This window comes from Melghiribacillus thermohalophilus, from assembly GCF_004342905.1.
Classification (GTDB): Bacteria; Bacillota; Bacilli; order Bacillales; family Alkalibacillaceae; genus Melghiribacillus; species Melghiribacillus thermohalophilus.
In genome coordinates this window covers 65,895-90,777 of the sequence record NZ_SMAN01000005.1, presented here as the reverse complement: position 1 = coordinate 90,777, position 24,883 = coordinate 65,895, and the positions used below count along the sequence as shown (strand labels likewise).

The window sequence follows — 24,883 nt, the reverse complement described above, 5'->3', positions numbered from 1 at the left end:
ATTCACAGTCTATTTCAAGAAATGCCTGCTTAATTTTTAAAAAAGAGGACAACTTATGATTGCCCTCTTATGTTTGTTCTTCAGTTGTTCCGCTCTCAGCTACTGATTCTTCTTCTGAATCTTCTTCTCTTTCAATCCGGGCTACGGTTGCGACTTTGTCATCTTCATGCAAACGAATGAGACGGACCCCCTGTGTATTACGGCCGGTAACCGAAATTCCATCGACAGGCATGCGGATCAGAACTCCGCTTTCCGTGATAATCATAATATCTTCTTCGCCTGTCACTGTTTTTACCGCTGCTACGGTTCCATTCCGCTCAGTTAAATGACAGGTAAGGATTCCTTTTCCACCACGCCCTGTGATACGATAATCTTCCGCAGGTGTACGCTTACCAAACCCATTCACCGTTACAACTAACACCTGCAGCCCGTCTTCGATAATATCCATTGAAACAACTTCATCTTCATCATCACGCAGAGAAATCGCCTTTACACCTGAGGCCGTTCTACCCATAGGTCGAACGTCCGTTTCTGGAAAACGGATTAAATAGCCTTTTTTCGTACCGACCATAATATCCTTGGTTCCATCCGTCAAGCGCACAGAAATCAGTTCATCTTCTTCCCGCAGGTTTATGGCACGAATACCATCCCGGCGGATATTGGCAAACTGGGACAGTGATGTTCGTTTCGAAATCCCATTTCTGGTTGAAAAGAACAGGTAGCTGTCATCTTCAAAATCCTGAACGGCAATGACTGCATTAATCCACTCGTCTTTTTCAATATTCAGCACATTGACAATCGGAATTCCTTTGGCAGTACGGCCAAACTCTGGAATTTCATAGCCTTTTGCCTTATACACTTTACCTTTATTGGTAAAAAACAATAGATGGTCATGGGTAGAAGTTGACAACAAGTGTTCCACAAAGTCATCCTCATTGGTGCCCATTCCCTGTACCCCTCGTCCGCCACGGCGCTGTGAACGGTAAGTGGATAAAGGCAGACGTTTAATATATCCTTTATGGGTTAAGGTGATAATGACGGTTTCTTCAGGAATTAAATCTTCATCCTCGAAGAAATCAGCCTGTCCTATTACAATTTCCGTACGGCGTTCGTCGTTATATTTTTCTTTAACCTCGGTTAATTCTTCACGGATAATGTCCAGCACTTTTTCTTCGTTGGCCAGAATTTCTTTTAGCTCTCCAATCAGTTTCACGAGATCTTTATATTCCTGTTCAATCTTTTCCCGTTCTAATCCTGTCAAGCGCTGCAGGCGCATATCCAGAATCGCCTGTGCCTGTTTTTCAGAAAGGTCGAATCGGTTCATTAATCCTTCCCGGGCAATATCAGTTGTTTTCGAATGACGGATTAAAGAAATCACTTCGTCTAAATGGTCAAGGGCAACTCTCAGACCTTCGACAATGTGAGCCCGCGCTTCAGCCTTCCTCAGCTCGTAAGCTGTCCGTCTTTTTATGACTTCTTTTTGATGGTCCAGATAAAATTGCAGGCATTGTTTTAAATTTAAAACTTTCGGTTCTCCGTCAACCAGTGCCAGAAGATTAATACCGAAAGATGTCTGCATGGCTGTTTGTTTATACAGGTTATTTAATACAACATTAGGATTGACATCACGGCGAAGTTCGATAACAATACGCATTCCTTCACGGTCAGATTCATCACGTAAATCGGTAATGCCGTCAATTTTTTTATCCCGAACAAGTTCAGCAATCTTTTCTATTAATTTGGCTTTGTTGACCTGATACGGGATTTCGGTAACAATTATGGAAGACTTGCCATTTTCATGTTCAATGATGTCCGTTTTGGCACGGAGGGTAATGGATCCCTTTCCTGTTTCATAAGCCTTCCGAATTCCACTTCTCCCTAGAATCTGGCCTGCTGTTGGAAAATCAGGCCCGTAAATATAATTTTCCATCAATTCATCAATGGTCATATCCGGGTTTTTACTTATAGCCAGAACCGCATCAATGACTTCTCCCAGCTGATGGGGAGGGATATTCGTAGCCATGCCTACTGCAATCCCGGATGCACCATTCACTAGCAAATTTGGAAAACGGGATGGTAAAACAAGCGGTTCTTTTTCGGATCCATCGTAGTTATCTGTAAAATCAATGGTGTCTTTATTGATATCACGAAGGATTTCCATAGAAATTTTGGACATGCGGGCTTCCGTATAACGCATCGCAGCTGCAGCGTCACCATCAACTGAACCAAAGTTTCCATGACCATCCACAAGGGTATAACGATAGTTAAAATCCTGGGCCATGCGAACCATAGTATCGTAAACCGCTGAGTCTCCATGGGGATGGTATTTACCGATTACTTCTCCCACAATTCGGGCTGACTTCTTATAAGCTTTGTCAGCATGCATCCCTAAATCATGCATGGCATATAATATTCTGCGATGAACAGGTTTTAACCCATCCCTTACATCCGGAAGGGCACGGGAGACGATGACACTCATCGCATAATCGAGAAAAGATGTTTTCATCTCCTGGCTAATATTGACTTCTTGAACATGTGGTCGTTCTTGATCTGCCATTGGCTTCCCTCCTATAACTGAGGCCGAGAAAGTACAGTTTTATTTTTAAATATCGAGATTTTTTACATATCGGGCGTTTTGCTGGATGAAATCCCGGCGAGGCTCTACTTTATCACCCATCAATATTTCAAAAATTTCATCGGCTTCAATGGCATCTTCTAAACCAACTTGAAGCAATGTCCTCGTATCCGGATCCATCGTTGTTTCCCACAACTGAGTTGGATTCATCTCACCCAGACCTTTGTAACGCTGAATCCCCGGTTTAGGAGATTTCGGAATATCCCCTAGCTTCCGTTCCAGTTCTTTGTCGCTGTAGACATAATAAACGGATTTGCCCTGCTGAATTTTATATAATGGCGGCTGTGCTATATAGATATAGCCATGTTCGATTAACGGGCGCATATAGCGATAGAAAAATGTTAATAATAGTGTCCGAATATGAGCGCCATCCACGTCTGCATCGGTCATAATCACAATTTTATGGTATCGCGCCTTTGAAATATCGAAATCTTCGCCAATTCCGGTTCCCAGTGCTGTAATGATGGTGCGAATTTCATTATTGGATAATATTTTATCCAGACGTGCCTTTTCCACATTAATGATTTTCCCCCTGAGGGGAAGAATAGCCTGAAAATGGCGATCCCTTCCCTGCTTGGCAGAACCGCCTGCTGAGTCTCCCTCAACGATGTATAACTCACTGATGGAGGCATCTTTTGCCGAACAGTCAGCCAGTTTTCCGGGTAAATTGGAAACTTCTAAAGCACTCTTTCTTCTCGTCAATTCCCTTGCTTTTTTTGCCGCAATCCGGGCACGGGAGGCCATTAACCCCTTCTCCACAATTTTTTTGGCAATATCGGGATTTTCAAATAAAAACTTTGAAAAATATTCACTGAATACAGCATCTGTTACGGTGCGAACTTCACTGTTACCCAGTTTCGTTTTCGTCTGGCCTTCAAACTGTGGATCTGGGTGTTTGATGGATATAATCGCTGTTAACCCTTCTCTGACATCTTCACCAGATAAATTTGGATCGTTATCTTTAAACATCTGGTTTTTTCTCGCATAATCATTAATCACACGGGTTAATGCGGTTTTGAAACCAGATTCATGGGTTCCGCCTTCATAGGTGTGAATATTGTTTGCAAAAGAGTATATATTACTTACAAAGCCGTCATTATATTGCAGAGCCACTTCTACTGTAATCTGGTCCATTTCACTTTCAACATAAAACGGTTCATGAAGGGCTTCCCGGGTACGATTTAAATGTTCCACATAAGATCGGATTCCGCCCTCATAATAGAAAACCTGTGGCTCCTTCTCCTGACGTTTATCCTCGATTGAAATGGTTAACCCTTTATTTAAAAATGCCAATTCACGCAGACGATTAGCCAGCGTTTCATAATTATATTCCGTTGTTTCAGTAAAAATTTCAGGATCAGGCTTGAAATGGATTTTCGTTCCTGTATGGTCCGTTTCTCCAATGACTTTCAAGTCTTTCTGGGGGACTCCCCGATGATATTTTTGATAATAAATGTTTCCATCACGGTGTACAAAAACTTCTAATTCTGTTGATAGGGCATTTACCACGGATGCACCGACCCCATGCAATCCGCCAGAAACTTTATATCCTCCTCCGCCGAATTTACCCCCGGCGTGCAGCACGGTCATGATGACTTCTACTGCGGGACGCCCTGCTTTTTCATGCATCCCAACAGGGATCCCCCTGCCGTTATCAACAACGGTAATGCTGTTGTCTTTTTCAATCATTACGTTGATTTCATCACAGTACCCTGCCAGTGCTTCATCAATACTGTTGTCCACGATTTCCCATACAAGATGATGCAACCCTTTTTCGCCCGTGGAACCGATATACATTCCCGGACGCTTGCGGACCGCTTCAAGACCTTCAAGTACCTGTATTTGATTTTCATCATACGCCTGTTGTTCCGTCAGTTTTTCTTCCATAGCCATGGTTTCACCTTCATTTCTTTTAAAGGGTAATATCTATTCTTCAAACGTATCTGAATAATCTTCAAGTTTATTTAAAGTTAAAGACAATTGAGAACGTTTTTTGAGTGTGGATACGGACAGCGGGCTGAAATAAATGTAATCTTTTGTGATGACAATGGATTTTGCATTTTCATACGATGAATCATAGACTTTATGTTTCTTTCGTTGATTCATAATTAACTCTTCCACAATGGATGAAGAAGTTAAAAGGATACGGTCTATGATTGCAACCACGTCATTTGAATGAACAACGTGTTCTTCCCCGATATGGATAAACAATTGGCTTCACCTTTCTCTCGTTACACACCCTTTTTGCACGTGAAAAAGGTCTGCTCGATTTAAAATTTCGTGATCAATTCCATCTACACTTGTTGTTGATACAAATGTTTGCACTTTATCCTGAATCGTCGATAATAAGTGGGACTGACGATAATCATCTAATTCACTTAAAACATCATCTAAAAGCAAAATGGGATATTCCCCCACTTCGTTAAAAATCAGTTCGATCTCAGCCAGTTTTAACGATAAGGCAGTGGTACGCTGTTGTCCCTGGGAACCGTATGTTTGTACATCTTTTCCGTTGACAAAAAAATTCAGATCATCCCGATGAGGCCCAATCAATGTTGTTCCGCGTTCAACTTCCTTTGTTTCGATGTCTTTAAAATGGTCTTGATAAACATTTACTATTTTTGACAATTCGGAGTCTTCTGATACGTTTGTGCTGGAATCATAAGTAATATTTAAATCTTCTAAACCTCTGCTGATTCCTTCATGGATTGGTCTGGCCCACTTTCTAAGCAATTGTAAAAATTCATACCTCCTGATGACGATCTCGGAACCATGCTGTATCATCTGATCCGTGAGCACTTTCAGCATTGTTCTGTCAGATCCGGGCGATTTTTGCAATTCTTTTAATAATGCATTTCGCTGCTTTAACAATCTGTGATAATGAACAGAATGATAAACATAAGACGGCTGAATCTGGCCGATTTCCATGTCGATGAATCGGCGGCGTTCCTGGGGACTCCCCTTTACAAGGTTCAAATCCTCCGGTGCAAACATCACTACATTGAGAGAACCAATATAATCGCTTAAACGTTTTTGCTCCAGGTGATTCAGTTTCGCTTTCTTTCCTTTTTTTGAAATGATGATTTCCAGAGGAAAAGAACGATTGCGTTTCCATGTACTCCCTTTTATTTTAGCATATTCTTCATCCCACTTGATTAATTCTCTATCCCTTGGCGTCCGATGGGATCTGGTAAGGGCTAAAACATAAATGGATTCCATTAAGTTTGTTTTCCCCTGAGCATTTTCCCCGATGACAACATTGACTTTATGATCAAAAAAAAGGTCTAATGTCTGATAATTTCTATAATTTGTCAGTGTCAGTTTTTCCAAAAACATGAAAATCTCCTTCTGTTCAGAGACTTACTTCATTTGAACAACGTTAAATGTACCTGCCCCTTCGACCACTACCCGATCCCCATCACGCAATTTTCTGCCCCGCCTTGTTTCTCTTTCATCATTGACATACACATCGTATTCATTTAAAAACCACCTGGCCATGCCACCGGTTTCAATGATATTGGCTAACTTTAGAAATTGGCCAAGCGGGATCGTCTCAGTCGAAATTTCAATGGTCTCTTCCATTTGTTTTCACCCTGTTCCTCGATACTTTGCCTTCTTATTATTTTACTAAAAATAAAGAAATAAGAAAAGGTTGAGCGGTCTCCCAAGGCCGGTAGACGGTTTGAGCACTTGAAAAAGGGATTGTCTGGGCAGCAGAAAGACTGAAACATCTTGATGAGGAACCAGGTGCCTGTGCTGGACAGGAAAAAAATCTTGAACCGCCAGTTTATTATTACTATGTCAATTGATGAAGGATAATGGATTCACGAACACCCGGTAAATGGTTTAACGAACGATGTGGACCTGTTGGAACAGATTCTGAATGAAGACCTAACAACAAAAAAAAGCAAGGGGGTTCCCTTGCTTGAACACATAAAAAAATGAGTACATAAGAAAAAATTAATAAGTCCGTACCGGGAGAATGAGCTGTAAAATTTCCTCTCTTTCGTCAGCGGGACGAATCAGAAACGGTCGCATGGCACCGGTAAATTGAATGCTAACTTTTTCCGATTCGATAGCTTTTAAAGCATCCATCATATATCGGGCACTGAATGAAATTTTTAATTCTTCTCCTTCAATGGAATCTGCCGTTACTTCTTCCATTACTTTTCCCACTTCCGGAGAATTGCTGGTAATTTCTAACTGATTGCTTTCCTTTGTGACCAATTTCACTACGTTATTCCGATGTTCTTTTGCCAGCAGGCTTGCCCGGTCTATGGAATTTAATAATTCTTTTGTTCCAATCACGACGTTCGTTTTACTCTGTTCCGGAATTAAGCGGGATGTTTCGGGATAATTTCCGTCCAAAAGCCTGGACAGGAAATATAAATGTTTCGTTCTAAACAAAATTTGATTTTCTGTCACGCTGATCATGATTTTATCCTCGGAATCTTCAAGAATTTTATTTAATTCATTTAAGCTTTTTCCCGGAATAACGATGTTTGAATAAGGGAAACCTTTCATTTCCCCATTTACCGGTATCTTCCGGGATGCAAGGCGATGGCTGTCTGTGGCAACAAACTCAATTTTCCCGTCCTCCAGTTTAATATTGACACCCGTTAAAATCGGGCGGTTTTCCGAAGTTGAAACGGCAAAAGCAGTCTGGCGGATTAAATCCTTTAATAAATCGATCGGCAGTTCAAAACTATTTTCTGTATGTAGTTTTGGGAGAAGAGGGTATTCCTGAGCATCCTGTCCATTTAAATGAAATTCTGCATTTCCGGAACGGACCGTTACGTTAAAATTTTCATCCGATTCAATTTCTACCATTTGTTCAGGTAACTTTCGAACGATATCTGGAACATATTTTGCGTGAAGAACAATGCTTCCTGGTTCAATTCCCTCTACATAAACAATTCCATCCTCTTCTTTCGGGATAAAGGATTCAATAGAAATATCTGAATCACTTCCGGTGAGTTTAATTCCTTCGGCTGTTGCTTCCATTTTCATTCCGCTCAAAATAGGAATCGTCGTCCTGGAAGAAATAGCTTTCATGACATCCTGAACACCGTTCATTAATTGATCGCGCTGGATGGTAAATTTCATAAATAATCCTCCTAATGACTTCTTATTTTTCCATTATAGTTAAGAAATACGTGCTGGCATAGAGCTTTACGGCACGAAAAATAGATTTGAGAAAAAAGGATGAAGGCAAACATTTATCAGCTACGTTGTTCACATGTGGATTATTTTATATTTTATAAAAAAAAATAGTAACAGTATTAATAGAGTCTATGAATATGTGTATAACTAGCATGGATAAGGGAAAGAAAGCCTATCCACATGTGGATAGACTGTTGGTAACCTTGCATCACTTATACACATATTCAACTGTCCAACATTAATTTGATTTCAATCTTTCTTTTATTTCTTGTACCTCTTTTTGAAGCTGTTGATCATTATCAAGCATGTTCGAAATTTTTTCATGAGCGTGTATAACAGTTGTATGATCTCGTCCGCCAAATTCTTCACCGATTTTGGGCAGAGAGAAATCGGTTAATTCCCTTGCCAGGTACATAGCAATTTGGCGCGGAAAAGCAATGGATTTTGTTCGTTTTTTAGATTTAAAATCCTCTAATTTTACATTGAATTTTTCTCCTACGGCTTCCTGAATCCCCGCAATGGTAATGACCTTTGGTTTGGAACCAGGTATGATATCTTTCAGTGCTTCAGCGGCCAGAGAAGCATCAATATCCTGATTAATCAGAGAAGAGTAGGCTACAACCCGAATTAAAGCACCTTCCAGTTCACGAATGTTTGTATCAATCTGATTGGCAATATACAACATCACTTCATTTGGGATATCGAGGCCTTCTGCTTTTGCTTTTTTCCGCAATATAGCAATCCTTGTTTCAAGATCTGGAGGAGTAATATCTGTAATTAGTCCCCATTCAAACCTTGAACGAAGCCGATCTTCCAATGTTGGAATTTCTTTAGGGGGCCGGTCGCTGGAAATGACAATCTGTTTATTTTCTTCATGCAGTGTATTAAAGGTATGGAAAAATTCTTCCTGTGTCTGTTCTTTTCCGGCCAGGAACTGAATATCATCAATAAGCAAAACGTCAACATTGCGATATTTATTGCGGAAATTAATGGCTTTGTTGTCCCGTATGGAATTGATAAATTCATTGGTAAATTTTTCAGATGATAAATAGACCACTTTAGCTGATGGATTATGTTCAAGTACATAATGGCCGATGGCATGCATTAAATGGGTTTTTCCCAGTCCTACACCGCCATAGATAAATAAAGGATTGTAAGCCTTGGCAGGAGCTTCTGCAACAGCCAGTGAAGCTGCATGGGCAAAACGGTTGCCCGAACCGATGACAAAGGTATCGAAAGTATATTTGGAATTCAGCATGCTCTTTGGTGAATCATCCTGGCCGTTTTTTAGATCGGTTCCTTTTTTTACCGGTTTTTTTGGCTGTTTTTCTTCCTTTCTTGTCTCTGGAATAACAAATTTTGGTTCCATTTCCGTTCCCGTAAGTTCAAATAATGTATCAGAAATCAGTTTAGAATAACTGTTTTCCAGCCAGTCTCTGGCAAATTCATTTGGTGCAGCAATGGTTATGATTTGATCGTTGAGATCGATGGCTTCTGTGGATTTAAGCCAGGTGTCAAAACTTGGTTTACTGATTTTCCCTTCAATTTTCTTCAGCGTTTCATTCCAGAGCTGATCAATATTCTCCAAGTGGTTCACCCCTTCCAGGACTGTGGGAATGATGTTTTTTATTCCCAGTATGTATAACTATTATATTGAATAAAAAGAGAGGATCTTTTTAAACATGAAATATGAGGAGCAAAAGCATTGTGGATAAATCTAGTTTATGATGACAGGGTATCCGTTTTTTTATTTACAATATCCACAACGCTGTTGATAACTTTAAGAACAGGGCTGTGATTTAATATCCACAGTTTATCCACAACTTGTGGAAAACTAATTATCGAGCAGCAGGTTTTCCACGTTATAAAACACAAATATAATACCAAATAAATAGAGTAGTTTCAACGATTTTAGGACAGTTATCCACAAATACAACAGATTGTGTATAACTATTATCCACAGCACTATATTTTGTGGTTTTCCTGTCGATAAATGTTGTGGATGATCAAAAAAGTGAAAAAAATGTTGCACAGGATCTGTGGATAAGTTTGTAACGGGTTTGCGAATCTGTGTGTGGATAAAATTTATTTAGCTAAGTTTGCAGCGGATGAAGTTGACAGTACCGGTTTTTTTCTCTTATAATTAATTGGACTGTCTTTTGATCTATGGAATATTTACCTCAGGAGGTGTCAATAGATGAAACGCACATTTCAGCCGAATAATCGGAAAAGAAAAAAAGTACACGGTTTTCGTGCGCGTATGAGCACAAAGAATGGACGTAAAGTTTTAGCTCGTCGCCGCCGTAAAGGAAGAAAAGTGATTTCTGCATAGACCACTGAAAAGAAGTCAGTGGTCTTTTTTCTAGCAGTGCTGTTTTGATGACGGACCGAAATAAATGGGATATTCGTAATCAAATTTATGCAATTTTGAGCAATGGTCCTGCTTGGTTTGTGATGATGCTGACGTTCCATTGATTTTAATCTTACTGGAGTGAAATGTTTGAATGAGGAAGGCATACCGGATTAAAAAAAATGAAGAATTTCAGGAAGTTTTTCAAAAAGGAAAATCCTTTGCCAATCGTCAGCTTGTACTATTCTACCTTCCGAAACATGATCAGGTTCATTTTCGTGTCGGTTTATCGGTAGGAAAAAAACTCGGAAATGCTGTGGTCCGCAACCGAATCAAACGTTATCTGCGACAGGCATTTATGGAAATGGAAGAGGAACTTAAGCAGGAATATGATTTTGTCGTCATTGCAAGAAGGGCGGCTGTGGATCAGGATTATCATCAGTTGAAAAAGAGTTTAGCTCATGTTTTGAAAAGAACCAATATGTTCAAAAGGAAGAAATATGATTAAGAAATTTTATATAGATAATTTATTGGCAACAATGATAAAATACAGGTAATGAAACTGTATTACATATAGAATGAATAGAGAGTCATCGTATGGGTGTAAGGAGGAAATCGCATTGAAGAAAAAGGTCCTACTCATCATAGCTATGACAGGGCTTCTGATGTTGCTTTCGGGATGTATGGATATTAACGAACCCATCAATTCTGAAAGTGAAGGAATCTGGAATCAGTATTTTGTTTTACCACTGTCATTGCTTATCATAAATGTAGCTGATTTTTTTAATGAGAGCTATGGTCTTGCGATTATTATTGTAACGATTTTCATTCGTTTATTGTTGCTTCCCTTGAATATTAAACAATTAAAATCTACCAAAGCGATGCAGGATATCCAGCCGGAATTGCAAGCTCTTCGGGAAAAATACAGCTCAAAGGATGCAAAAACCCAGCAAAAGCTTCAGCAGGAAACGATGCAGCTATTCCAGAAACACGGTGTTAATCCAATGGCAGGATGTTTGCCAATTCTTGTTCAGATGCCAATTTTAATAGCCTTTTATCATGCAATTTATCGTACAGAGTCCATTAAGGTTCATTCCTTTTTATGGTTTGAACTGGGCTCTCCGGATCCATTTTATATACTGCCTTTAATCGCGGCGGGAACGACTTACCTGCAGCAAAAAATGATGATGGCAGGGAATGATGCAGCTGCTCAAAATCCACAAATGACGATGATGCTTTATCTCATGCCAGTAATGATCGGCGGATTCGCGATGTTTTTCCCGGCTGCTTTAGCCTTATACTGGGTGGTAGGAAACTTCTTTATGATTGGACAAACCTATTTCATTCGCCGCCCTGTTATGAATGAACAAAAAGCAGGAGGCGCGGAAAAGTGAGACAGGTTACAGCTACTGGTCAAACGGTGGAGGAGGCGGTCCAGTCTGCATTAGAAAAATTACACACCACGAGGGACCAGGTTCATGTCGACATTATAGATGAGGGAAAAAAAGGAATCTTAGGTATTTTTGGTTCAAAGCCGGCAATCGTAAAAGTGAAAATTACCGGGGATAAAGTAAAAGAAGGAGAAGATTTCCTTCGGGAAGTAACCGAAAAAATGGGAGTAAAAGCAGATATTACTGCCAGAAAGAACGGAAATGAGATCATTTATGAACTCTCCGGAGAACAAATTGCCATTTTAATCGGGAAAAGGGGGCAGACCCTGAACGCACTTCAGTATCTCTTGCACCTTGTGATCAATCGAAACGCTGATCAATACAATACTGTCGTACTCGATGCAGAAGGATACCGGGAACGGAGAAAAGAAACATTAGAAAATCTTGCTGAAAAATTGGCTGACAAGGCGATTCGAACAAGAAGAGAGGTCAAACTGGAACCGATGCCGTCATATGAACGAAAAATTATCCATACAGCATTGCAGCACCATCAAAGGGTCAGCACATATTCCGACGGAATTGAACCCAACCGTCACGTCGTTATAAAACCAGAAAATAACCGTTAATATCTTAACCCCCTTCGTTGATCTCATGATTGGCGAGGGGGTTTTTTGCCATCTCTACAATGATTCAGAGCAGGTAAAATGAAGGGGAGTCTGCTATCAGGCGTTGAAAAGAGCTTTGTGTCACTGGTGTTTAAAAGCGATTAATGAGTATATGTATGGATTTTGACAGGAAACAGCAGAATATATAAGGAGAACCAGTGACACCGTGTTTTTAAAATACTTTTCAATCAAACAGACAATGTGATATTCTAATGAATTAGTGAATCATGGAAATATATTTTTTCTATCAAGATTGAATCCATTGTCAAACAGGAGGTGAAAGGCAATGGATACAGATACAATTGCAGCCATTTCAACACCGATTGGAGAAGGAGCGATTTCCATTGTACGCATGAGCGGACCTGACTCCATTGAAATTGCCAGTAAAGTTTTTAAAGGAAAAAACTTAAAAGAAGCAGCTAGCCATACCATACATTATGGAAAACTTATTCATCCGGAAACAAAAGAGACCGTTGAGGAAGTCATGGTTACGGTGATGAAGTCTCCTAAGACTTTTACGCGTGAAGATATTGTAGAAATCAACTGTCATGGGGGATTCGTTTCAGTGAATCGGGTTCTGGAACTCATTCTCGAAAACGGTGCACGTCTGGCAGAACCCGGGGAATTTACAAAACGGGCCTTTTTAAATGGAAGAATCGATTTATCCCAGGCAGAAGCAGTGATTGATTTAATCAGGGCAAAAACCGACCGGGCCATGAATATGGCCCTAAAACAAATGGACGGGCGGCTTTCCAGGCTCATTCAGTCATTGAGGCAGAAACTTTTGGAAACCCTGGCCCATGTAGAAGTAAACATTGATTATCCAGAATATGATGATGTGGAAGAAATGACTCTGGAAGTCATGAAGACAAAAACAAATCAGGTTCATGAGGAAATCGAACAACTTCTTCAGACGGCCAGACAGGGTAAAATATTAAGAGAAGGAATAGGCACTGCCATTATTGGAAGGCCGAATGTGGGGAAATCATCTTTATTAAATGCACTGGCCCATGAAAATAAAGCCATTGTTACCGATATTCCTGGGACAACCAGGGATGTCATTGAGGAGTATGTGAATGTTCGGGGCGTGCCTTTACGGTTAATTGATACGGCAGGAATCAGGGAGACGGAAGACATCGTTGAAAAAATTGGGGTTGAGCGTTCAAGGAAAGTATTAAAAGAAGCAGATTTAGTGCTGCTCGTTCTCAATTATGGAGATGAGTGGACAGAGGAAGATGAAAATTTGTTTAAGGCTGTGGAAGGGATGGATGTAATTGTTATTGTCAATAAAACCGATTTGCCCCGAAAAATAAATATGGACCAAGTAAAAGAGCGTTCAAAACAGTATTCCCTGGTCACCACATCACTGATCCAGGAAAAAGGAATTGATGAATTAGAACAGGCCATTGCCGATCTGTTCTTTGAAGGGGATCTGGATGCAGGGGATTTAACCTATGTGTCCAATGTTCGTCATATTCAGCTGTTAAAAGAAGCAAAGCAGTCACTGGGAGATGCAATATCAGGTATCGAAGCCGGTATGCCTATTGATGTGGTGCAGATTGATGTGACAAGGGCATGGGAAATACTGGGAGAAATTGTTGGAGATACTGTCTCTGACAGTTTGATTGATCAGTTGTTTTCCCAATTTTGCTTAGGAAAATAAACAGTAAGGAGAGACTGATATATGTATGATGCGGGTCAATATGATGTCATTGTCATTGGTGCAGGTCATGCTGGCTGTGAAGCGGGGCTGGCTGCTGCCAGAATGGGCGCCAAAACTCTAATGCTTACCCTGAATCTGGATCTCGTTGCGTTTATGCCCTGCAATCCCTCTATCGGTGGACCTGCAAAAGGAGTTGTTGTAAGGGAAATTGATGCCCTTGGGGGCGAGATGGGCAAAAATATCGATAAAACACATATTCAAATGCGTATGCTGAATACGAGCAAAGGTCCTGCAGTACGTGCACTAAGAGCTCAAGCAGATAAGGTGTTGTATCAGCAGGAAATGAAAAAAACTCTGGAAAATCAGGAAAACCTCACCCTGAGACAGGGCATGGTCGATCGATTAATTGTGGAAGATGGAGTATGTAAAGGAGTCATCACTGAAACGAAGGCAGCCTATTACGCTCAATCAGTCGTAATCACGACCGGTACATTTATGAGAGGAAAAGTATTAATCGGTGATATTGAATATGAAAGCGGGCCAAACAACCAGCGTCCATCTGTAAAATTGTCAGAGCATCTTGAGGAACTGGGTTTTGAATTGATTCGTTTTAAAACAGGAACACCTCCAAGGGTAAACAGTCACACCATTGATTATTCGAAAACAGAAATACAGCCGGGGGATGATGAACCAAGGGCTTTTTCTTATGAAACTACGGAATTCATAACCGACCAAATTCCTTGCTGGTTAACCTATACTGGGGAGTTCACCCATAAAATTATTGATGAAAACCTGCACCGGTCATCGATGTACTCAGGAATGGTAAAAGGTACAGGACCAAGGTATTGCCCTTCCATTGAAGATAAAGTTGTCCGGTTTCATGATAAACCTCGCCATCAAATATTTTTAGAGCCGGAAGGAAGGAATACGGATGAAGTTTATGTTCAGGGTCTGTCTACGTCCATGCCTGAAGATATACAAAAACGATTGCTGGAAACCATCCCCGGACTGGAAAAGGCAGAACTGATGAGGGCCGGTTATGCCATTGAATACGATGCCATTGTGCCGACTCAACTCTGGCCGACACTGGAAACCAAAAAAATTAAAGGTCTATATACAGCCGGTCAAATTAACGGGACTTCTGGCTATGAGGAAGCAGCGGGACAGGGAATTATGGCCGGGATCAATGCGGCAGCGAAAGCCCTCGATAAAGAACCGGTTATTTTGGACCGTTCCCAGGCATACATTGGGGTATTAATTGATGATCTGGTTACGAAAGGGACAAATGAACCCTACCGTCTGTTAACATCCCGGGCGGAATATCGATTGCTGTTAAGGCATGACAATGCCGATTTACGTTTAACCGATATCGGTTATCAAATTGGCTTGATTTCTGAAGAACGTTACCGGATTTTCCAGGAGAAGAAACAGCTTATTGAAGAAGAGAAAAAGCGCCTCGATAAAGTTATCATTAAACCTACTGAAAAAGTTCAGACCATGTTAAAGGATGCTGGAGGTGCATCTTTAAAAGAAGCGGTCCGTGCAAATGACTTTTTAAAAAGGCCGGAAATCACATATGAAATGCTTAAAACGCTGACACCTCCAGAACAGCAACTGCCGGCTGATGTTGAGGAACAGGTTGAAATTCAGGTTAAATATGAGGGATACATTAAAAAGTCGCTGCAACAGGTAGAGCGGATGAAAAAAATGGAGGACAAAAAGATTCCGTCTGATCTAGATTATGATGCCATTCAGGGTCTGGCAACTGAAGCAAAAGAAAAATTAAAAAAGGTTCGTCCGCTGTCTGTAGGCCAGGCGTCAAGAATTTCCGGTGTGAACCCATCGGACATTTCCATTTTGCTCGTCTATCTAGAACAGGGGAAGATCGCCCGAGTGTCCAGTTCATGAAGGAGCAATGCCAATGAACAAAGAAACATTTAAAAAAATTCTAGAGGAAAAAGGAATACCATTAAATGATCATCAGCTGAATCAATTTCATATCTATTATCGGACCCTTGTTGAATGGAATGAAAAAATGAACTTGACAGCTATTACAAGTGAAGAAGATGTTTATCTGAAGCATTTTTATGACTCAATCACAGCCGCATTCCATTATGATTTTTCGCATACCATTCATGTCTGTGATGTGGGAGCAGGGGCTGGTTTTCCATCCATCCCGATTAAAATTTGTTTTCCTGCTATAAATGTAACGATTGTAGATTCATTAAAAAAGCGAATAACGTTTTTAGAACATCTTTCATCAGAACTTGGTTTAACGGATATCAATGTTTACCACGACCGAGCTGAAGTATTTGGCAAGAACCCTTCGTTCCGTGAGCAGTTTGATGTGGTGATCGCCCGTGCAGTTGCTAGAATGGCAGTGCTGAGTGAGTTATGTCTGCCCCTTGCAAAAGTCGGGGGCAAGATGATTGCGATGAAGGGTTCTAATTTTCACAATGAAATGAAACAGGCCGATCAGGCCATTGAAAAATTGGGCGGGGAGATTCATTCTATTAATACCTTTTATTTACCCGAAGAAAATAGTGAAAGAAATATTGCCATTATCCAAAAGGTGAAAGCCACACCTAAAAAATTTCCGCGTAAACCGGGAGTTCCAGGCAAAAATCCTCTGATATAGAGCGGTCGTTTAAACCATTCGATTGTCAATAATAGATCGGATTAGAAGATTTTTTCTGTTTTTTCTCTAAAAATATGATAAAATAAAAACTACAGGGAAAAGGTCAGTTTATGCGCGGCAGCCTTATGCTGCAGCGCTTTTTTCAATGGATTGGGCATCATGTTTCACGTGAAACATCAGTGGAATCAACATAAATCTATTAAACTGGTAACCATGGTATTGTGAAAAGGTGGTGGCTCATACATGATGCATCCTTTAAGCCGTATATTTGGCCTTGGCGACCAAAAAAATGAATCAGAAGATGAAAATTTATCCTTTGGATCCGCAGAAGTTATTCAGATTCCTGTAAAAGATATTCAGCCGAACAGATATCAGCCACGTTCCATTTTTGATCAGGATAAGATAGAAGAACTCGCACAGACGATCCGAACACACGGAATGATACAGCCTATTGTTGTCCGGAAAATAGATGATTCAAAGGGGAAGTACGAATTAATTGCCGGGGAGAGAAGATGGAGAGCGGTTCAACATCTAAAGTGGGATCAGATTCCTGCCATTATCAAAAACATGAATGATGCTGAAACAGCTTCTGTTGCCCTGATTGAAAATTTACAGAGAGAAGAACTATCCGTTATTGAGGAAGCCATGGCCTATTCACAATTGCTGGAAATCCACGGTTTAACACAGGAGGCTCTTGCTCAGCGGCTCGGAAAAAGTCAATCAACCATTGCAAACAAATTAAGACTGCTAAAACTTCCGGAACCTGTTCAGACAGCGTTAAAAAATAAAAAGATTACGGAACGTCATGCAAGAGCAATGATTAAACTCCAGGATCATGAAAAACAGGTAAAGCTATTAAATGAAATCCTGGAAAAAGGACTAAATGTCAAACAAACAGAAGAACGAATTTTAAAAATGCAGTCAACAGATAAAAAGAAAAAGCCCAGACCACGTTTAAAAGGGATCAGCAAAGATGTTCGTATAGCCATGAATACTATTCGGCAGTCGTTGAATATGGTAGCAGATTCAGGGGTTAATATAACAGCAGATGAAGAAGATCATGAAGAGTATTATCAGATTACGATAAAGATTCCGAAGAAAAAATCATAAAGAACATACCATGATTTTGACCCATCTTAGATCTAATCAAGGATGGGAATTTTTTTCGAATCGATTTTTTAAATAGTACAGCGAAAAAAAGTGATAAAATAGTTTGTATATGAATGACACAAATGAGGCAGGTGACATCATGGGTAAAGTCATTGCCATCGCCAATCAGAAGGGTGGCGTGGGAAAAACAACAACTGCAGTCAATTTAAGTGCATGTCTTGCTGATCTGGGAAACCGGGTATTACTCGTTGACATAGATCCACAGGGCAATGCAACCAGCGGAGCAGGGATTGAAAAAGCTGATATGGATGAGTGTGTATACAACGTATTAGTCGAGGATTTAGAGGCTGAAAAAGTTTGTGTACCAACGGTCGTTGAAAATCTCGAAGCTATTCCTGCTACCATTCAGCTTGCAGGTGCAGAAATTGAACTGGTGCCCACCATATCACGGGAAGTAAGACTAAAAAAAGCACTGGAACCGATACGAGAAACATACGATTATATTATTATTGACTGTCCTCCCTCTCTGGGACTCTTGACGATCAATGCATTAACAGCAGCTGATTCAGTTTTAATTCCCGTACAATGTGAATATTATGCTCTGGAAGGCCTTAGTCAGTTATTAAATACAGTCCGTCTAGTTCAAAAACATTTGAATAAGCAGCTGGCCATTGAAGGTGTGCTGCTGACTATGTTCGATGCCAGGACAAACCTCGGGATTCAGGTAATCGAGGAAATCAAAAAATATTTTCAAGATAAAGTTTTTCGGTCCATCATTCCACGAAATGTCCGCTTAGGGGAAGCTCCGAGTCATGGGCAGCCTATTATTATGTATGATCCTAAATCCCGCGGGGCGGAAGTATATTCTGAATTAGCGAAGGAAGTGATTGCGAATGTCCAGAGGGTTAGGTAAAGGGATCAATGCCATTTTTCAGGATCTGGAGACAGATGAGGAATCCATACAGGATATTCCTATCAACAAGTGTCGTCCAAATCCATATCAGCCAAGAAAAAACTTTAGTGCAGATGCAATCGAAGAGTTAAAAGAGTCCATTGTCCAGCATGGCGTTTTGCAGCCCATCATTTTGCGTAAAAGTATCAAGGGTTATGAAATCGTTGTAGGGGAAAGACGTTTCAGGGCTGCAAAGGAAGCTGGTTTAGAAAAAATCCCTGCCATTGTCCGGGATCTTTCAGATGAAAAAATGATGGAACTGGCTTTGCTGGAAAACCTACAGCGTGAGGATCTCACTCCAATTGAAGAAGCCGAGGCATATGATCGGTTAATGAATGAACTGGGCTTAACCCAGGAAGAGTTGGCTAAACGTCTGGGGAAAAGTCGTCCTCATATCGCAAACCTTGTAAGATTGCTGTCATTGCCTGATCAAGTATGTGCGTTGATTAACAATCGGGATATATCGATGGGGCATGGAAGGGCATTGCTTGGTCTTAAAGATAAAACCAAAATGATGTATGTAGTCGATAAAATTAAAAAAGAAAAATTGAATGTTCGTCAAGTAGAACAGCTAATCACTGCCATGAACGAAAAAACGATTAAAAAGAAGAAGAGAAAAGAAAAGAAAGATGTATTCCTGACAGCAAAAGAAAATGAATTAAGGGAACGGTTTGGCACCAATGTTAAAATCCAGCAGGGAAAGCGAAAAGGAAAAATCGAAATTGAGTTCTTTTCAGCTGATGACCTGGAAAGAATACTGTCACTGTTAAATGGAAAAGAACATTAATTCGGTTTATGCGAACCAGGCATAAACCATTTTTTCTAGCTGAAACAAAATGTTTCACGTGAAACAATCAAAACAACAAAATGGAGCTGTCATGAACAATGGTATTGTATGGAACGCTAGTGAATGGACTCGGTATTTTAGTAGGAACGGTGTTTGGATTGTTTTTTACAAAAGTTCCAGAACGGTATAAAGAAACGATCATGAGCGGAATCGGTTTAACGGTAGTCATCATCGGTATTATGATGGGGAGCAGTTCTGACAGGATTGTGGTTATTCTCCTCAGTTTGCTTACAGGTGCCATTATTGGTGAAGCAATCAAATTAGAAGACCGGTTAAATGCACTTGGCCAGTGGATCGAAAATAAGTTCCAGGGGAGCAGCCAGAGCCAGTCAACGATTGCTCAGGGATTTGTAACGGCCTCTCTTATATTTGTAATCGGTGCGATGGCTGTTATAGGGTCACTCGACAGCGGCTTAAGAGGAGATCACGAAGTATTGGTTACGAAAGCGGTGATTGACGGCTTTGTGGCCATGGTTCTAACAACCACTCTGGGAATCGGCGTCGTTTTTTCAGTCATTCCTGTTTTACTTTATCAAGGTTCGATAGCGATGTTTGCTACTCAAATTGAACGGCTGCTTCCGGGTGATTATCTTCAGCTGTTTATTGAGGATATGACCTCCACCGGAGGATTATTAATACTGGCCATCGGGCTTAATCTATTGAACGTTACCCACATTCGGGTAGCCAATTTACTTCCTAGCCTGATTACAGTCGGATTTATTTTATTAGCCTATAACTGGTTTTCGGGGTGGTTTTAATCGATCAGAACAGCGTCCGTTCTGCTGAACAGTGATAAAATGGTATCTTGAATTGAGTTTAACGGGCGCTTTTTTTATGCTTTTTTGTGTAGCGACGGTTGGTTAGCCTGTCATCTACCTGTTTTAAAGAACAGGCTATTTTTTTGGCCATATTCATGACGATCGATAATCTCGTGCTTTGTAAAACAAAGTATTCCATGTAGCCGCTAATATTTACAACTCCACTGATAAATACATTTCCAACTTCGGGCAAGTCCTTTTTGACTGCTGCTCCTGGGCGAAGAGACCCCTGACCAGCAATGATTGTTCCAATGGACGAATATTTTCCTAAACAGGCATCTACCGCGATAATAAATGGATTGAAATGATTTTGCTGAATGGTTGTTAAGTGCTCATGAATATTTTTAGCGTGAACGGGATGATCAAGGGTACCGTACACAGATAGACTTGAAGGTTTTTGTTCACAAAGGAATGTTCCGACCAGGGGACCAAGGGCATCACCTGTGGAACGGTCAGTTCCGATACATAGAATAATAACGTTTTGCTTGAAACGGGGAATCCATTGCAATAGTGATGTGGCAAGATTGTCGGGTGTATGTTCCTGCAGATAATAAAACCGTTCTTCCTCTTTGTTTCGGGATAAGATCCGATTAAAATTCATAGCCAGTCCTCCACTTTCATAATGGTATTAGTATACGGCAGAAATGTTTTATCTATACATTTTCTAAATAAAAAATGGAGGAAGAGCTATGTGGAAAGCAGGATTTAAATGGATGTTTCTCATTATCGGCTCGATGATCGGAGCAGGGTATGCATCCGGAAGAGAACTATGGCAATTTTTTGGTCATGGTAGCAGCATGGCGATCTTGTTATTTACGATATTATTTTCGGTCAGCTGTTATATTATTCTTTCAATCAGTTTTCAGCATCAGACATCCCATTATGTACCTGTCCTTCGCATCATAGTAGGAAAACATTTAACTGGACTTTATGATATGCTGATCTTATTTTATTTATTTACCACTACTGTGATTATGATTGCTGGAAGTGGAGCTACCCTTGAAGCTTATCACTTTAACTACTGGTTTGGGATTGCGGCAATAGCGATTCCCATTATCCTGACTTTTGTCTGGGACATTGATGGGATTCTGTCCATTAACAGCCTTATATTACCCCTGCTAATCCTTGGTCTTTCATACGTTCTAATCTTATTTATTATGCAACAGGATTTATCCTTAACTTCTCATTTCCATGAACAGCAAAACTGGATGGCTGCCTTTCCTTTTACAGCATTAAATATTATTCCTCTGATTGCTGTGCTGGGAGCGATTGGGAACCATATCGAAAAAAAGGGGGAAATCTGGGTTGCCAGTGTCGGTAGCGGACTTGTACTCGGAATCATCACCTATATATATAACAACAGTTTAATTCAAATTTCAGAAGATATATTACTCTATGAAATCCCTTTATTTGCAATATTAAAACATTACCCTTACAAAATGTTTTTATTTATGACGATTCTACTCTGGATCGCCATATTTACCACAGCTTTATCCTGTCTGTTCGGTCTGATTTCGAGAATCAGGGAAAGAGTCAGCCTTCCTTTATGGATGTTAGCTTTCATGATGACCATTTTTATGGTGCCGTTTACTAGTTTCGGTTTTGCAAATCTGATCAAGTATTTGTATCCCATTTATGGTATTTTAAATCTTTATGCATTATCGGCTGTGTTTGTCTATCCAATTATGAATCGATACAAAATAGAATGATTTTTGATAAAATAATATAAGAACATCAAATGGATGATTTTTATAGTAATTGATGATAATTGTATAAAAATAGAGGGCAGAAACCTTTGGTCAGATGCTATCTGGAAAAATGAGTAGAAGAGGCAACATTGGACAACCCAATAGAAAAAAGGAGGTATATCATAATGAGCGGACAAAAGGAGTATGATTTATATGACATTGTTGAAATGAAAAAACAGCATCCATGTGGCGAAAACCGCTGGCAAATTATTCGAATGGGGATGGACATCCGAATCAAGTGCCAGGGCTGCCAGCACAGTGTTTTACTGCCAAGGAAAAAATTCGAAAAAAGATTAAAAAAAATTCTGGTGAAACATACAGATTCAGAAGAGTAAACATGTTTCACGTGAAACATAATAATTTTATTTTGGCGTATATTCACCTTTTAAAAAATAACGAATGTCATTACGATTTGTCTAAAACAAGGGTAATGAGTCCCTTGTTTTTTGATTTTTATATCCTTGTCATTTGTTCAGGTACTCATCTATAATTGATATGACTCACAATCCTGATTGGGACGGAATCGGAATGAAGGAGTGGAAAAAAACATGTCATTGACCGCAGGAATTGTAGGACTTCCTAACGTAGGAAAATCAACCTTATTTAACGCGATTACTCAGGCAGGTGCGGAATCAGCAAACTATCCGTTTTGTACAATAGATCCGAATGTAGGTATCGTCGAAGTTCCAGATCATCGTCTTGAAAAACTGACAGAATTGGTCAAACCGCAAAAAACAATTCCCACTACCTTTGAGTTTACAGATATTGCAGGGATTGTAAAAGGGGCAAGCAAAGGGGAAGGTCTGGGGAACCAGTTTTTATCCCACATTCGTCAGGTGGATGCGATCTGCCATGTGGTTCGCTGTTTTGAAGACAGCAATATCACCCATGTGGACGGAAAAGTAGATCCCATTTCTGATATTGAAACCATTAACCTGGAACTGATCCTGGCAGACCTGGAGACTGTAGCAAAACGTTATGACAGAGTTGGTAAAATTGCTAAACAGAAAGATAAAGAAGCAATGGCTGAGTTTTCAGTACTGGCTAAATTAAAAGAGGCTTTTGAAGAAGAAAAACCTGCCCGCGCTATTGATTTTACAAAAGAGGAAATGAAATATGTCCGACAGCTGCACTTATTGACCGTCAAGCCTGTATTATACGTTGCCAATGTCGGAGAAGAGGACATTCAACATCCCGATCAAAATCATTTTGTACAGGCAGTCAAAGAATATGCGAATAAAGAGAACGCTGAAGTGATTGTCGTTTGTGCGAAAATTGAATCAGAAATTGCTGAGTTAGATGGTGAAGAAAAGGAAATGTTTTTGGAAGAGCTGGGCATAAAAGAATCCGGGCTCGATCAATTAATCAAAGCATCTTATCATTTGCTTGGACTGGCTACTTATTTCACAGCTGGAGAAAAGGAAGTGCGGGCATGGACCTTCAGAAAAGGAATGAAGGCTCCTGAAGCAGCTGGTATTATTCATAGCGATTTTGAGAGGGGCTTTATCCGTGCTGAAACGGTTTCTTTTGATGATTTGGTAAAGGCCGGATCCATGGCTGCAGCAAAAGAACAGGGAAAAGTCAGACTGGAAGGGAAAGACTATCTTGTCCAGGATGGAGATGTCATTCATTTCCGGTTCAATGTGTAAAAAAGGATCACAGGGTTATTGTACTGTCTTGAAATTTTTGCTATAATACAAAATTGTGAGTAATTACACTGTATATTACTCCTTGCTCCATCACGGAGCCGTTTAAGTCCAAAAGGAGGTGAAGACGGATGAATAAATATGAAATTATGTACATCATCCGCCCAGATGTTGATGAGGAGACTCAGAAGGCGGTTGTAGAACGTTTCAACAACGTTCTGACTGACAACGGGGCGGAAATTGAAAAAGTGACTGAAATGGGCAAGCGTCGCCTGGCTTATGAAATTGAAAACTATAAAGAAGGTATTTATATGGTGATCAATTTCCAGGGTGACTCAAAAGCCATTAATGAATTTGATCGTCAGGCTAAATTCTCTGACGATATTATTCGTCACATGGCGATTCGTGAAGATAATCAATAAGGAGTGGTTCTGATGTTGAATCGTGTCGTTCTTGTCGGCAGATTAACCCGTGATCCTGAATTGCGATATACTCCTAATGGAGTAGCTGTGGCTAACTTTACCGTTGCTGTCAATCGGCCATTTTCTAACCAGCAGGGAAACCGTGAAGCGGACTTTATCAACTGTGTTGTATGGCGCAGAGCTGCAGAAAATTTAGCAAACTTTATGAAAAAAGGGAACCTTGTGGGTGTAGATGGCCGAATTCAGACCCGCAGTTTTGAAGGTCAGGATGGCCGAAGAGTATATATAACGGAAGTAGTTGCTGAATCTGTTAAGTTTTTAGAACCAAAGGGATCTTCCGGACAGGGCGGCACGGGTTCAACCGGGTTCCAACCAGATCAAAACAGAAACCAGAACCCTCCCAAAGATGATTTTGGACAAATGGACAATGATGATGATCCGTTTGCAGATAACGGTGAACCGATTGATATTTCGGACGATGATTTACCATTTTAATAAAAAAGGAGGGGTAGACTGTGGCTCGTCGTCGTAAACGGAAAAAGGTATGTTATTTTACGGCAAATAACATTACCCATATCGACTATAAAGACGTAGATCTTCTTAAGAAGTTTATCTCTGAACGGGGAAAAATACTTCCACGTCGTGTAACTGGAACTTCTTCCAAGTACCAGCGTAAATTAACCAAAGCTATTAAGCGTGCGCGTCAAATGGCTCTGCTGCCATATGTCAACGACTAAAAAACATCCAAAAGCACAATCGGAAATTTTCGATTGTGCTTTTTTTATGTCAGCGGAGAAACTACCCCGGTGAAGAAAAAACGACAGGAGAAATGATA

General features: G+C 40.3%; 25 protein-coding genes. 17 read left to right on the top strand and 8 right to left on the bottom strand.

The features are described from left to right. Window positions 1-67: 67 nt before the first annotated feature. The 7 genes from gyrA to dnaA form a co-directional block, all read right to left on the bottom strand. Entirely contained in the window at window positions 68-2,557 is a 2,490-nt protein-coding gene (gene gyrA, locus EDD68_RS06060) for a DNA gyrase subunit A (RefSeq protein WP_132371360.1), read from the bottom strand. Between the two features lie 45 nt (window positions 2,558-2,602). After that, the gene (gene gyrB, locus EDD68_RS06055) at window positions 2,603-4,528 is read right to left on the bottom strand and encodes a DNA topoisomerase (ATP-hydrolyzing) subunit B (RefSeq protein ID WP_424399154.1); all 1,926 of its coding nucleotides are present in this window, start codon (window positions 4,526-4,528) and stop codon (window positions 2,603-2,605) included. Between the two features lie 33 nt (window positions 4,529-4,561). Then, window positions 4,562-4,846, bottom strand: coding sequence for an extracellular matrix regulator RemB (remB, locus tag EDD68_RS06050; RefSeq protein WP_132371359.1), 285 nt, complete (start codon window positions 4,844-4,846; stop codon window positions 4,562-4,564). Window positions 4,847-4,852: 6 nt separating this feature from the next. Then, window positions 4,853-5,971: a DNA replication/repair protein RecF gene (recF, locus tag EDD68_RS06045; RefSeq protein ID WP_132371358.1), complete on the bottom strand. Its 1,119-nt coding sequence runs from the start codon at window positions 5,969-5,971 to the stop codon at window positions 4,853-4,855. A 24-nt stretch (window positions 5,972-5,995) separates the two neighbouring features. Then, entirely contained in the window at window positions 5,996-6,217 is a 222-nt protein-coding gene (gene yaaA / locus EDD68_RS06040) for a S4 domain-containing protein YaaA (protein WP_132371357.1), read from the bottom strand. Window positions 6,218-6,595: 378 nt separating this feature from the next. Further along, window positions 6,596-7,741, bottom strand: a complete 1,146-nt coding sequence (gene dnaN / locus EDD68_RS06035) for a DNA polymerase III subunit beta (RefSeq protein ID WP_132371356.1) — start codon at window positions 7,739-7,741, stop codon at window positions 6,596-6,598. 295 nt (window positions 7,742-8,036) lie between these two features. Continuing rightward, window positions 8,037-9,386, bottom strand: a complete 1,350-nt coding sequence (dnaA, locus tag EDD68_RS06030; RefSeq protein ID WP_132371355.1) for a chromosomal replication initiator protein DnaA — start codon at window positions 9,384-9,386, stop codon at window positions 8,037-8,039. Between the two features lie 609 nt (window positions 9,387-9,995). On the opposite strand from dnaA, the gene rpmH reads away from it, so the two are divergent. From rpmH to EDD68_RS05975, 11 genes are all read left to right on the top strand, one after another. Next, window positions 9,996-10,130: a 50S ribosomal protein L34 gene (gene rpmH / locus EDD68_RS06025; protein ID WP_132371354.1), complete on the top strand. Its 135-nt coding sequence runs from the start codon at window positions 9,996-9,998 to the stop codon at window positions 10,128-10,130. A gap of 172 nt (window positions 10,131-10,302) precedes the next feature. Continuing rightward, window positions 10,303-10,656, top strand: a complete 354-nt coding sequence (rnpA, locus tag EDD68_RS06020) for a ribonuclease P protein component (RefSeq protein ID WP_132371353.1) — start codon at window positions 10,303-10,305, stop codon at window positions 10,654-10,656. A gap of 112 nt (window positions 10,657-10,768) precedes the next feature. After that, entirely contained in the window at window positions 10,769-11,542 is a 774-nt protein-coding gene (gene spoIIIJ, locus EDD68_RS06015) for a YidC family membrane integrase SpoIIIJ (RefSeq protein ID WP_132371352.1), read from the top strand. Beyond that, window positions 11,539-12,165, top strand: coding sequence for an RNA-binding cell elongation regulator Jag/EloR (gene jag, locus EDD68_RS06010; protein ID WP_132371351.1), 627 nt, complete (start codon window positions 11,539-11,541; stop codon window positions 12,163-12,165). Before spoIIIJ ends, jag begins: the two co-directional genes overlap by 4 nt. A 325-nt stretch (window positions 12,166-12,490) precedes the next feature. Beyond that, window positions 12,491-13,867, top strand: a complete 1,377-nt coding sequence (mnmE, locus tag EDD68_RS06005; protein ID WP_132371350.1) for a tRNA uridine-5-carboxymethylaminomethyl(34) synthesis GTPase MnmE — start codon at window positions 12,491-12,493, stop codon at window positions 13,865-13,867. Window positions 13,868-13,888: 21 nt separating this feature from the next. After that, window positions 13,889-15,775: a tRNA uridine-5-carboxymethylaminomethyl(34) synthesis enzyme MnmG gene (gene mnmG / locus EDD68_RS06000; RefSeq protein ID WP_132371349.1), complete on the top strand. Its 1,887-nt coding sequence runs from the start codon at window positions 13,889-13,891 to the stop codon at window positions 15,773-15,775. A gap of 13 nt (window positions 15,776-15,788) precedes the next feature. After that, a complete protein-coding gene (gene rsmG, locus EDD68_RS05995; RefSeq protein WP_132371348.1) occupies window positions 15,789-16,505 on the top strand; it encodes a 16S rRNA (guanine(527)-N(7))-methyltransferase RsmG in 717 nt (238 codons plus the stop codon). A 243-nt stretch (window positions 16,506-16,748) separates the two neighbouring features. Then, complete coding sequence (gene noc, locus EDD68_RS05990; RefSeq protein WP_132371347.1) at window positions 16,749-17,615, top strand: nucleoid occlusion protein; 867 nt, start codon at window positions 16,749-16,751, stop codon at window positions 17,613-17,615. Between the two features lie 139 nt (window positions 17,616-17,754). Next, window positions 17,755-18,528, top strand: a complete 774-nt coding sequence (locus EDD68_RS05985; protein ID WP_132371387.1) for a ParA family protein — start codon at window positions 17,755-17,757, stop codon at window positions 18,526-18,528. Then, window positions 18,509-19,354: a ParB/RepB/Spo0J family partition protein gene (locus EDD68_RS05980; protein ID WP_132371346.1), complete on the top strand. Its 846-nt coding sequence runs from the start codon at window positions 18,509-18,511 to the stop codon at window positions 19,352-19,354. Before EDD68_RS05985 ends, EDD68_RS05980 begins: the two co-directional genes overlap by 20 nt. A gap of 98 nt (window positions 19,355-19,452) precedes the next feature. After that, window positions 19,453-20,172, top strand: a complete 720-nt coding sequence (locus EDD68_RS05975; RefSeq protein ID WP_132371345.1) for a DUF554 domain-containing protein — start codon at window positions 19,453-19,455, stop codon at window positions 20,170-20,172. Between the two features lie 58 nt (window positions 20,173-20,230). Here the strand turns inward: EDD68_RS05975 and yyaC are convergent, their stop codons facing one another. Further along, window positions 20,231-20,833, bottom strand: a complete 603-nt coding sequence (yyaC, locus tag EDD68_RS05970) for a spore protease YyaC (RefSeq protein WP_132371344.1) — start codon at window positions 20,831-20,833, stop codon at window positions 20,231-20,233. An 88-nt stretch (window positions 20,834-20,921) separates the two neighbouring features. On the opposite strand from yyaC, the gene EDD68_RS05965 reads away from it, so the two are divergent. The 6 genes from EDD68_RS05965 to rpsR all read left to right on the top strand — a co-directional run bounded on the left by EDD68_RS05965 (window position 20,922) and on the right by rpsR (window position 24,785). Further along, window positions 20,922-21,941, top strand: coding sequence for a YkvI family membrane protein (locus EDD68_RS05965; protein ID WP_132371343.1), 1,020 nt, complete (start codon window positions 20,922-20,924; stop codon window positions 21,939-21,941). A 164-nt stretch (window positions 21,942-22,105) separates the two neighbouring features. After that, window positions 22,106-22,315, top strand: a complete 210-nt coding sequence (locus tag EDD68_RS05960; protein WP_132371342.1) for a DUF951 domain-containing protein — start codon at window positions 22,106-22,108, stop codon at window positions 22,313-22,315. A 213-nt stretch (window positions 22,316-22,528) separates the two neighbouring features. Beyond that, window positions 22,529-23,629, top strand: coding sequence for a redox-regulated ATPase YchF (ychF, locus tag EDD68_RS05955; protein WP_132371341.1), 1,101 nt, complete (start codon window positions 22,529-22,531; stop codon window positions 23,627-23,629). 128 nt (window positions 23,630-23,757) lie between these two features. Next, the gene (gene rpsF / locus EDD68_RS05950; protein ID WP_132371340.1) at window positions 23,758-24,048 is read left to right on the top strand and encodes a 30S ribosomal protein S6; all 291 of its coding nucleotides are present in this window, start codon (window positions 23,758-23,760) and stop codon (window positions 24,046-24,048) included. Window positions 24,049-24,060: 12 nt separating this feature from the next. Beyond that, complete coding sequence (gene ssb, locus EDD68_RS05945) at window positions 24,061-24,543, top strand: single-stranded DNA-binding protein (protein ID WP_132371339.1); 483 nt, start codon at window positions 24,061-24,063, stop codon at window positions 24,541-24,543. 20 nt (window positions 24,544-24,563) lie between these two features. Then, on the top strand, window positions 24,564-24,785 hold the full coding sequence (rpsR, locus tag EDD68_RS05940; protein ID WP_132371338.1) for a 30S ribosomal protein S18: 222 nt from the start codon (window positions 24,564-24,566) through the stop codon (window positions 24,783-24,785). The last annotated feature ends 98 nt before the right edge of the window (window positions 24,786-24,883 follow it).

Excerpts from the sequence above, each read along its gene's own strand:
- gyrA (WP_132371360.1), bottom strand. The coding sequence starts at position 2,557 with ATGGCAGATCAAGAACGACCACATGTTCAAGAAGTCAATATTAGCCAG.
- gyrB (WP_424399154.1), bottom strand. The coding sequence starts at position 4,528 with ATGGCTATGGAAGAAAAACTGACGGAACAACAGGCGTATGATGAAAAT.
- recF (WP_132371358.1), bottom strand. The coding sequence starts at position 5,971 with ATGTTTTTGGAAAAACTGACACTGACAAATTATAGAAATTATCAGACA.
- yaaA (WP_132371357.1), bottom strand. The coding sequence starts at position 6,217 with ATGGAAGAGACCATTGAAATTTCGACTGAGACGATCCCGCTTGGCCAA.
- dnaN (WP_132371356.1), bottom strand. The coding sequence starts at position 7,741 with ATGAAATTTACCATCCAGCGCGATCAATTAATGAACGGTGTTCAGGAT.
- rpmH (WP_132371354.1), top strand. The coding sequence starts at position 9,996 with ATGAAACGCACATTTCAGCCGAATAATCGGAAAAGAAAAAAAGTACAC.
- rnpA (WP_132371353.1), top strand. The coding sequence starts at position 10,303 with ATGAGGAAGGCATACCGGATTAAAAAAAATGAAGAATTTCAGGAAGTT.
- mnmE (WP_132371350.1), top strand. The coding sequence starts at position 12,491 with ATGGATACAGATACAATTGCAGCCATTTCAACACCGATTGGAGAAGGA.
- mnmG (WP_132371349.1), top strand. The coding sequence starts at position 13,889 with ATGTATGATGCGGGTCAATATGATGTCATTGTCATTGGTGCAGGTCAT.
- rsmG (WP_132371348.1), top strand. The coding sequence starts at position 15,789 with ATGAACAAAGAAACATTTAAAAAAATTCTAGAGGAAAAAGGAATACCA.
- noc (WP_132371347.1), top strand. The coding sequence starts at position 16,749 with ATGATGCATCCTTTAAGCCGTATATTTGGCCTTGGCGACCAAAAAAAT.
- EDD68_RS05985 (WP_132371387.1), top strand. The coding sequence starts at position 17,755 with ATGGGTAAAGTCATTGCCATCGCCAATCAGAAGGGTGGCGTGGGAAAA.
- EDD68_RS05980 (WP_132371346.1), top strand. The coding sequence starts at position 18,509 with ATGTCCAGAGGGTTAGGTAAAGGGATCAATGCCATTTTTCAGGATCTG.
- EDD68_RS05975 (WP_132371345.1), top strand. The coding sequence starts at position 19,453 with ATGGTATTGTATGGAACGCTAGTGAATGGACTCGGTATTTTAGTAGGA.
- yyaC (WP_132371344.1), bottom strand. The coding sequence starts at position 20,833 with ATGAATTTTAATCGGATCTTATCCCGAAACAAAGAGGAAGAACGGTTT.
- EDD68_RS05965 (WP_132371343.1), top strand. The coding sequence starts at position 20,922 with ATGTGGAAAGCAGGATTTAAATGGATGTTTCTCATTATCGGCTCGATG.
- EDD68_RS05960 (WP_132371342.1), top strand. The coding sequence starts at position 22,106 with ATGAGCGGACAAAAGGAGTATGATTTATATGACATTGTTGAAATGAAA.
- ychF (WP_132371341.1), top strand. The coding sequence starts at position 22,529 with ATGTCATTGACCGCAGGAATTGTAGGACTTCCTAACGTAGGAAAATCA.
- rpsF (WP_132371340.1), top strand. The coding sequence starts at position 23,758 with ATGAATAAATATGAAATTATGTACATCATCCGCCCAGATGTTGATGAG.
- ssb (WP_132371339.1), top strand. The coding sequence starts at position 24,061 with ATGTTGAATCGTGTCGTTCTTGTCGGCAGATTAACCCGTGATCCTGAA.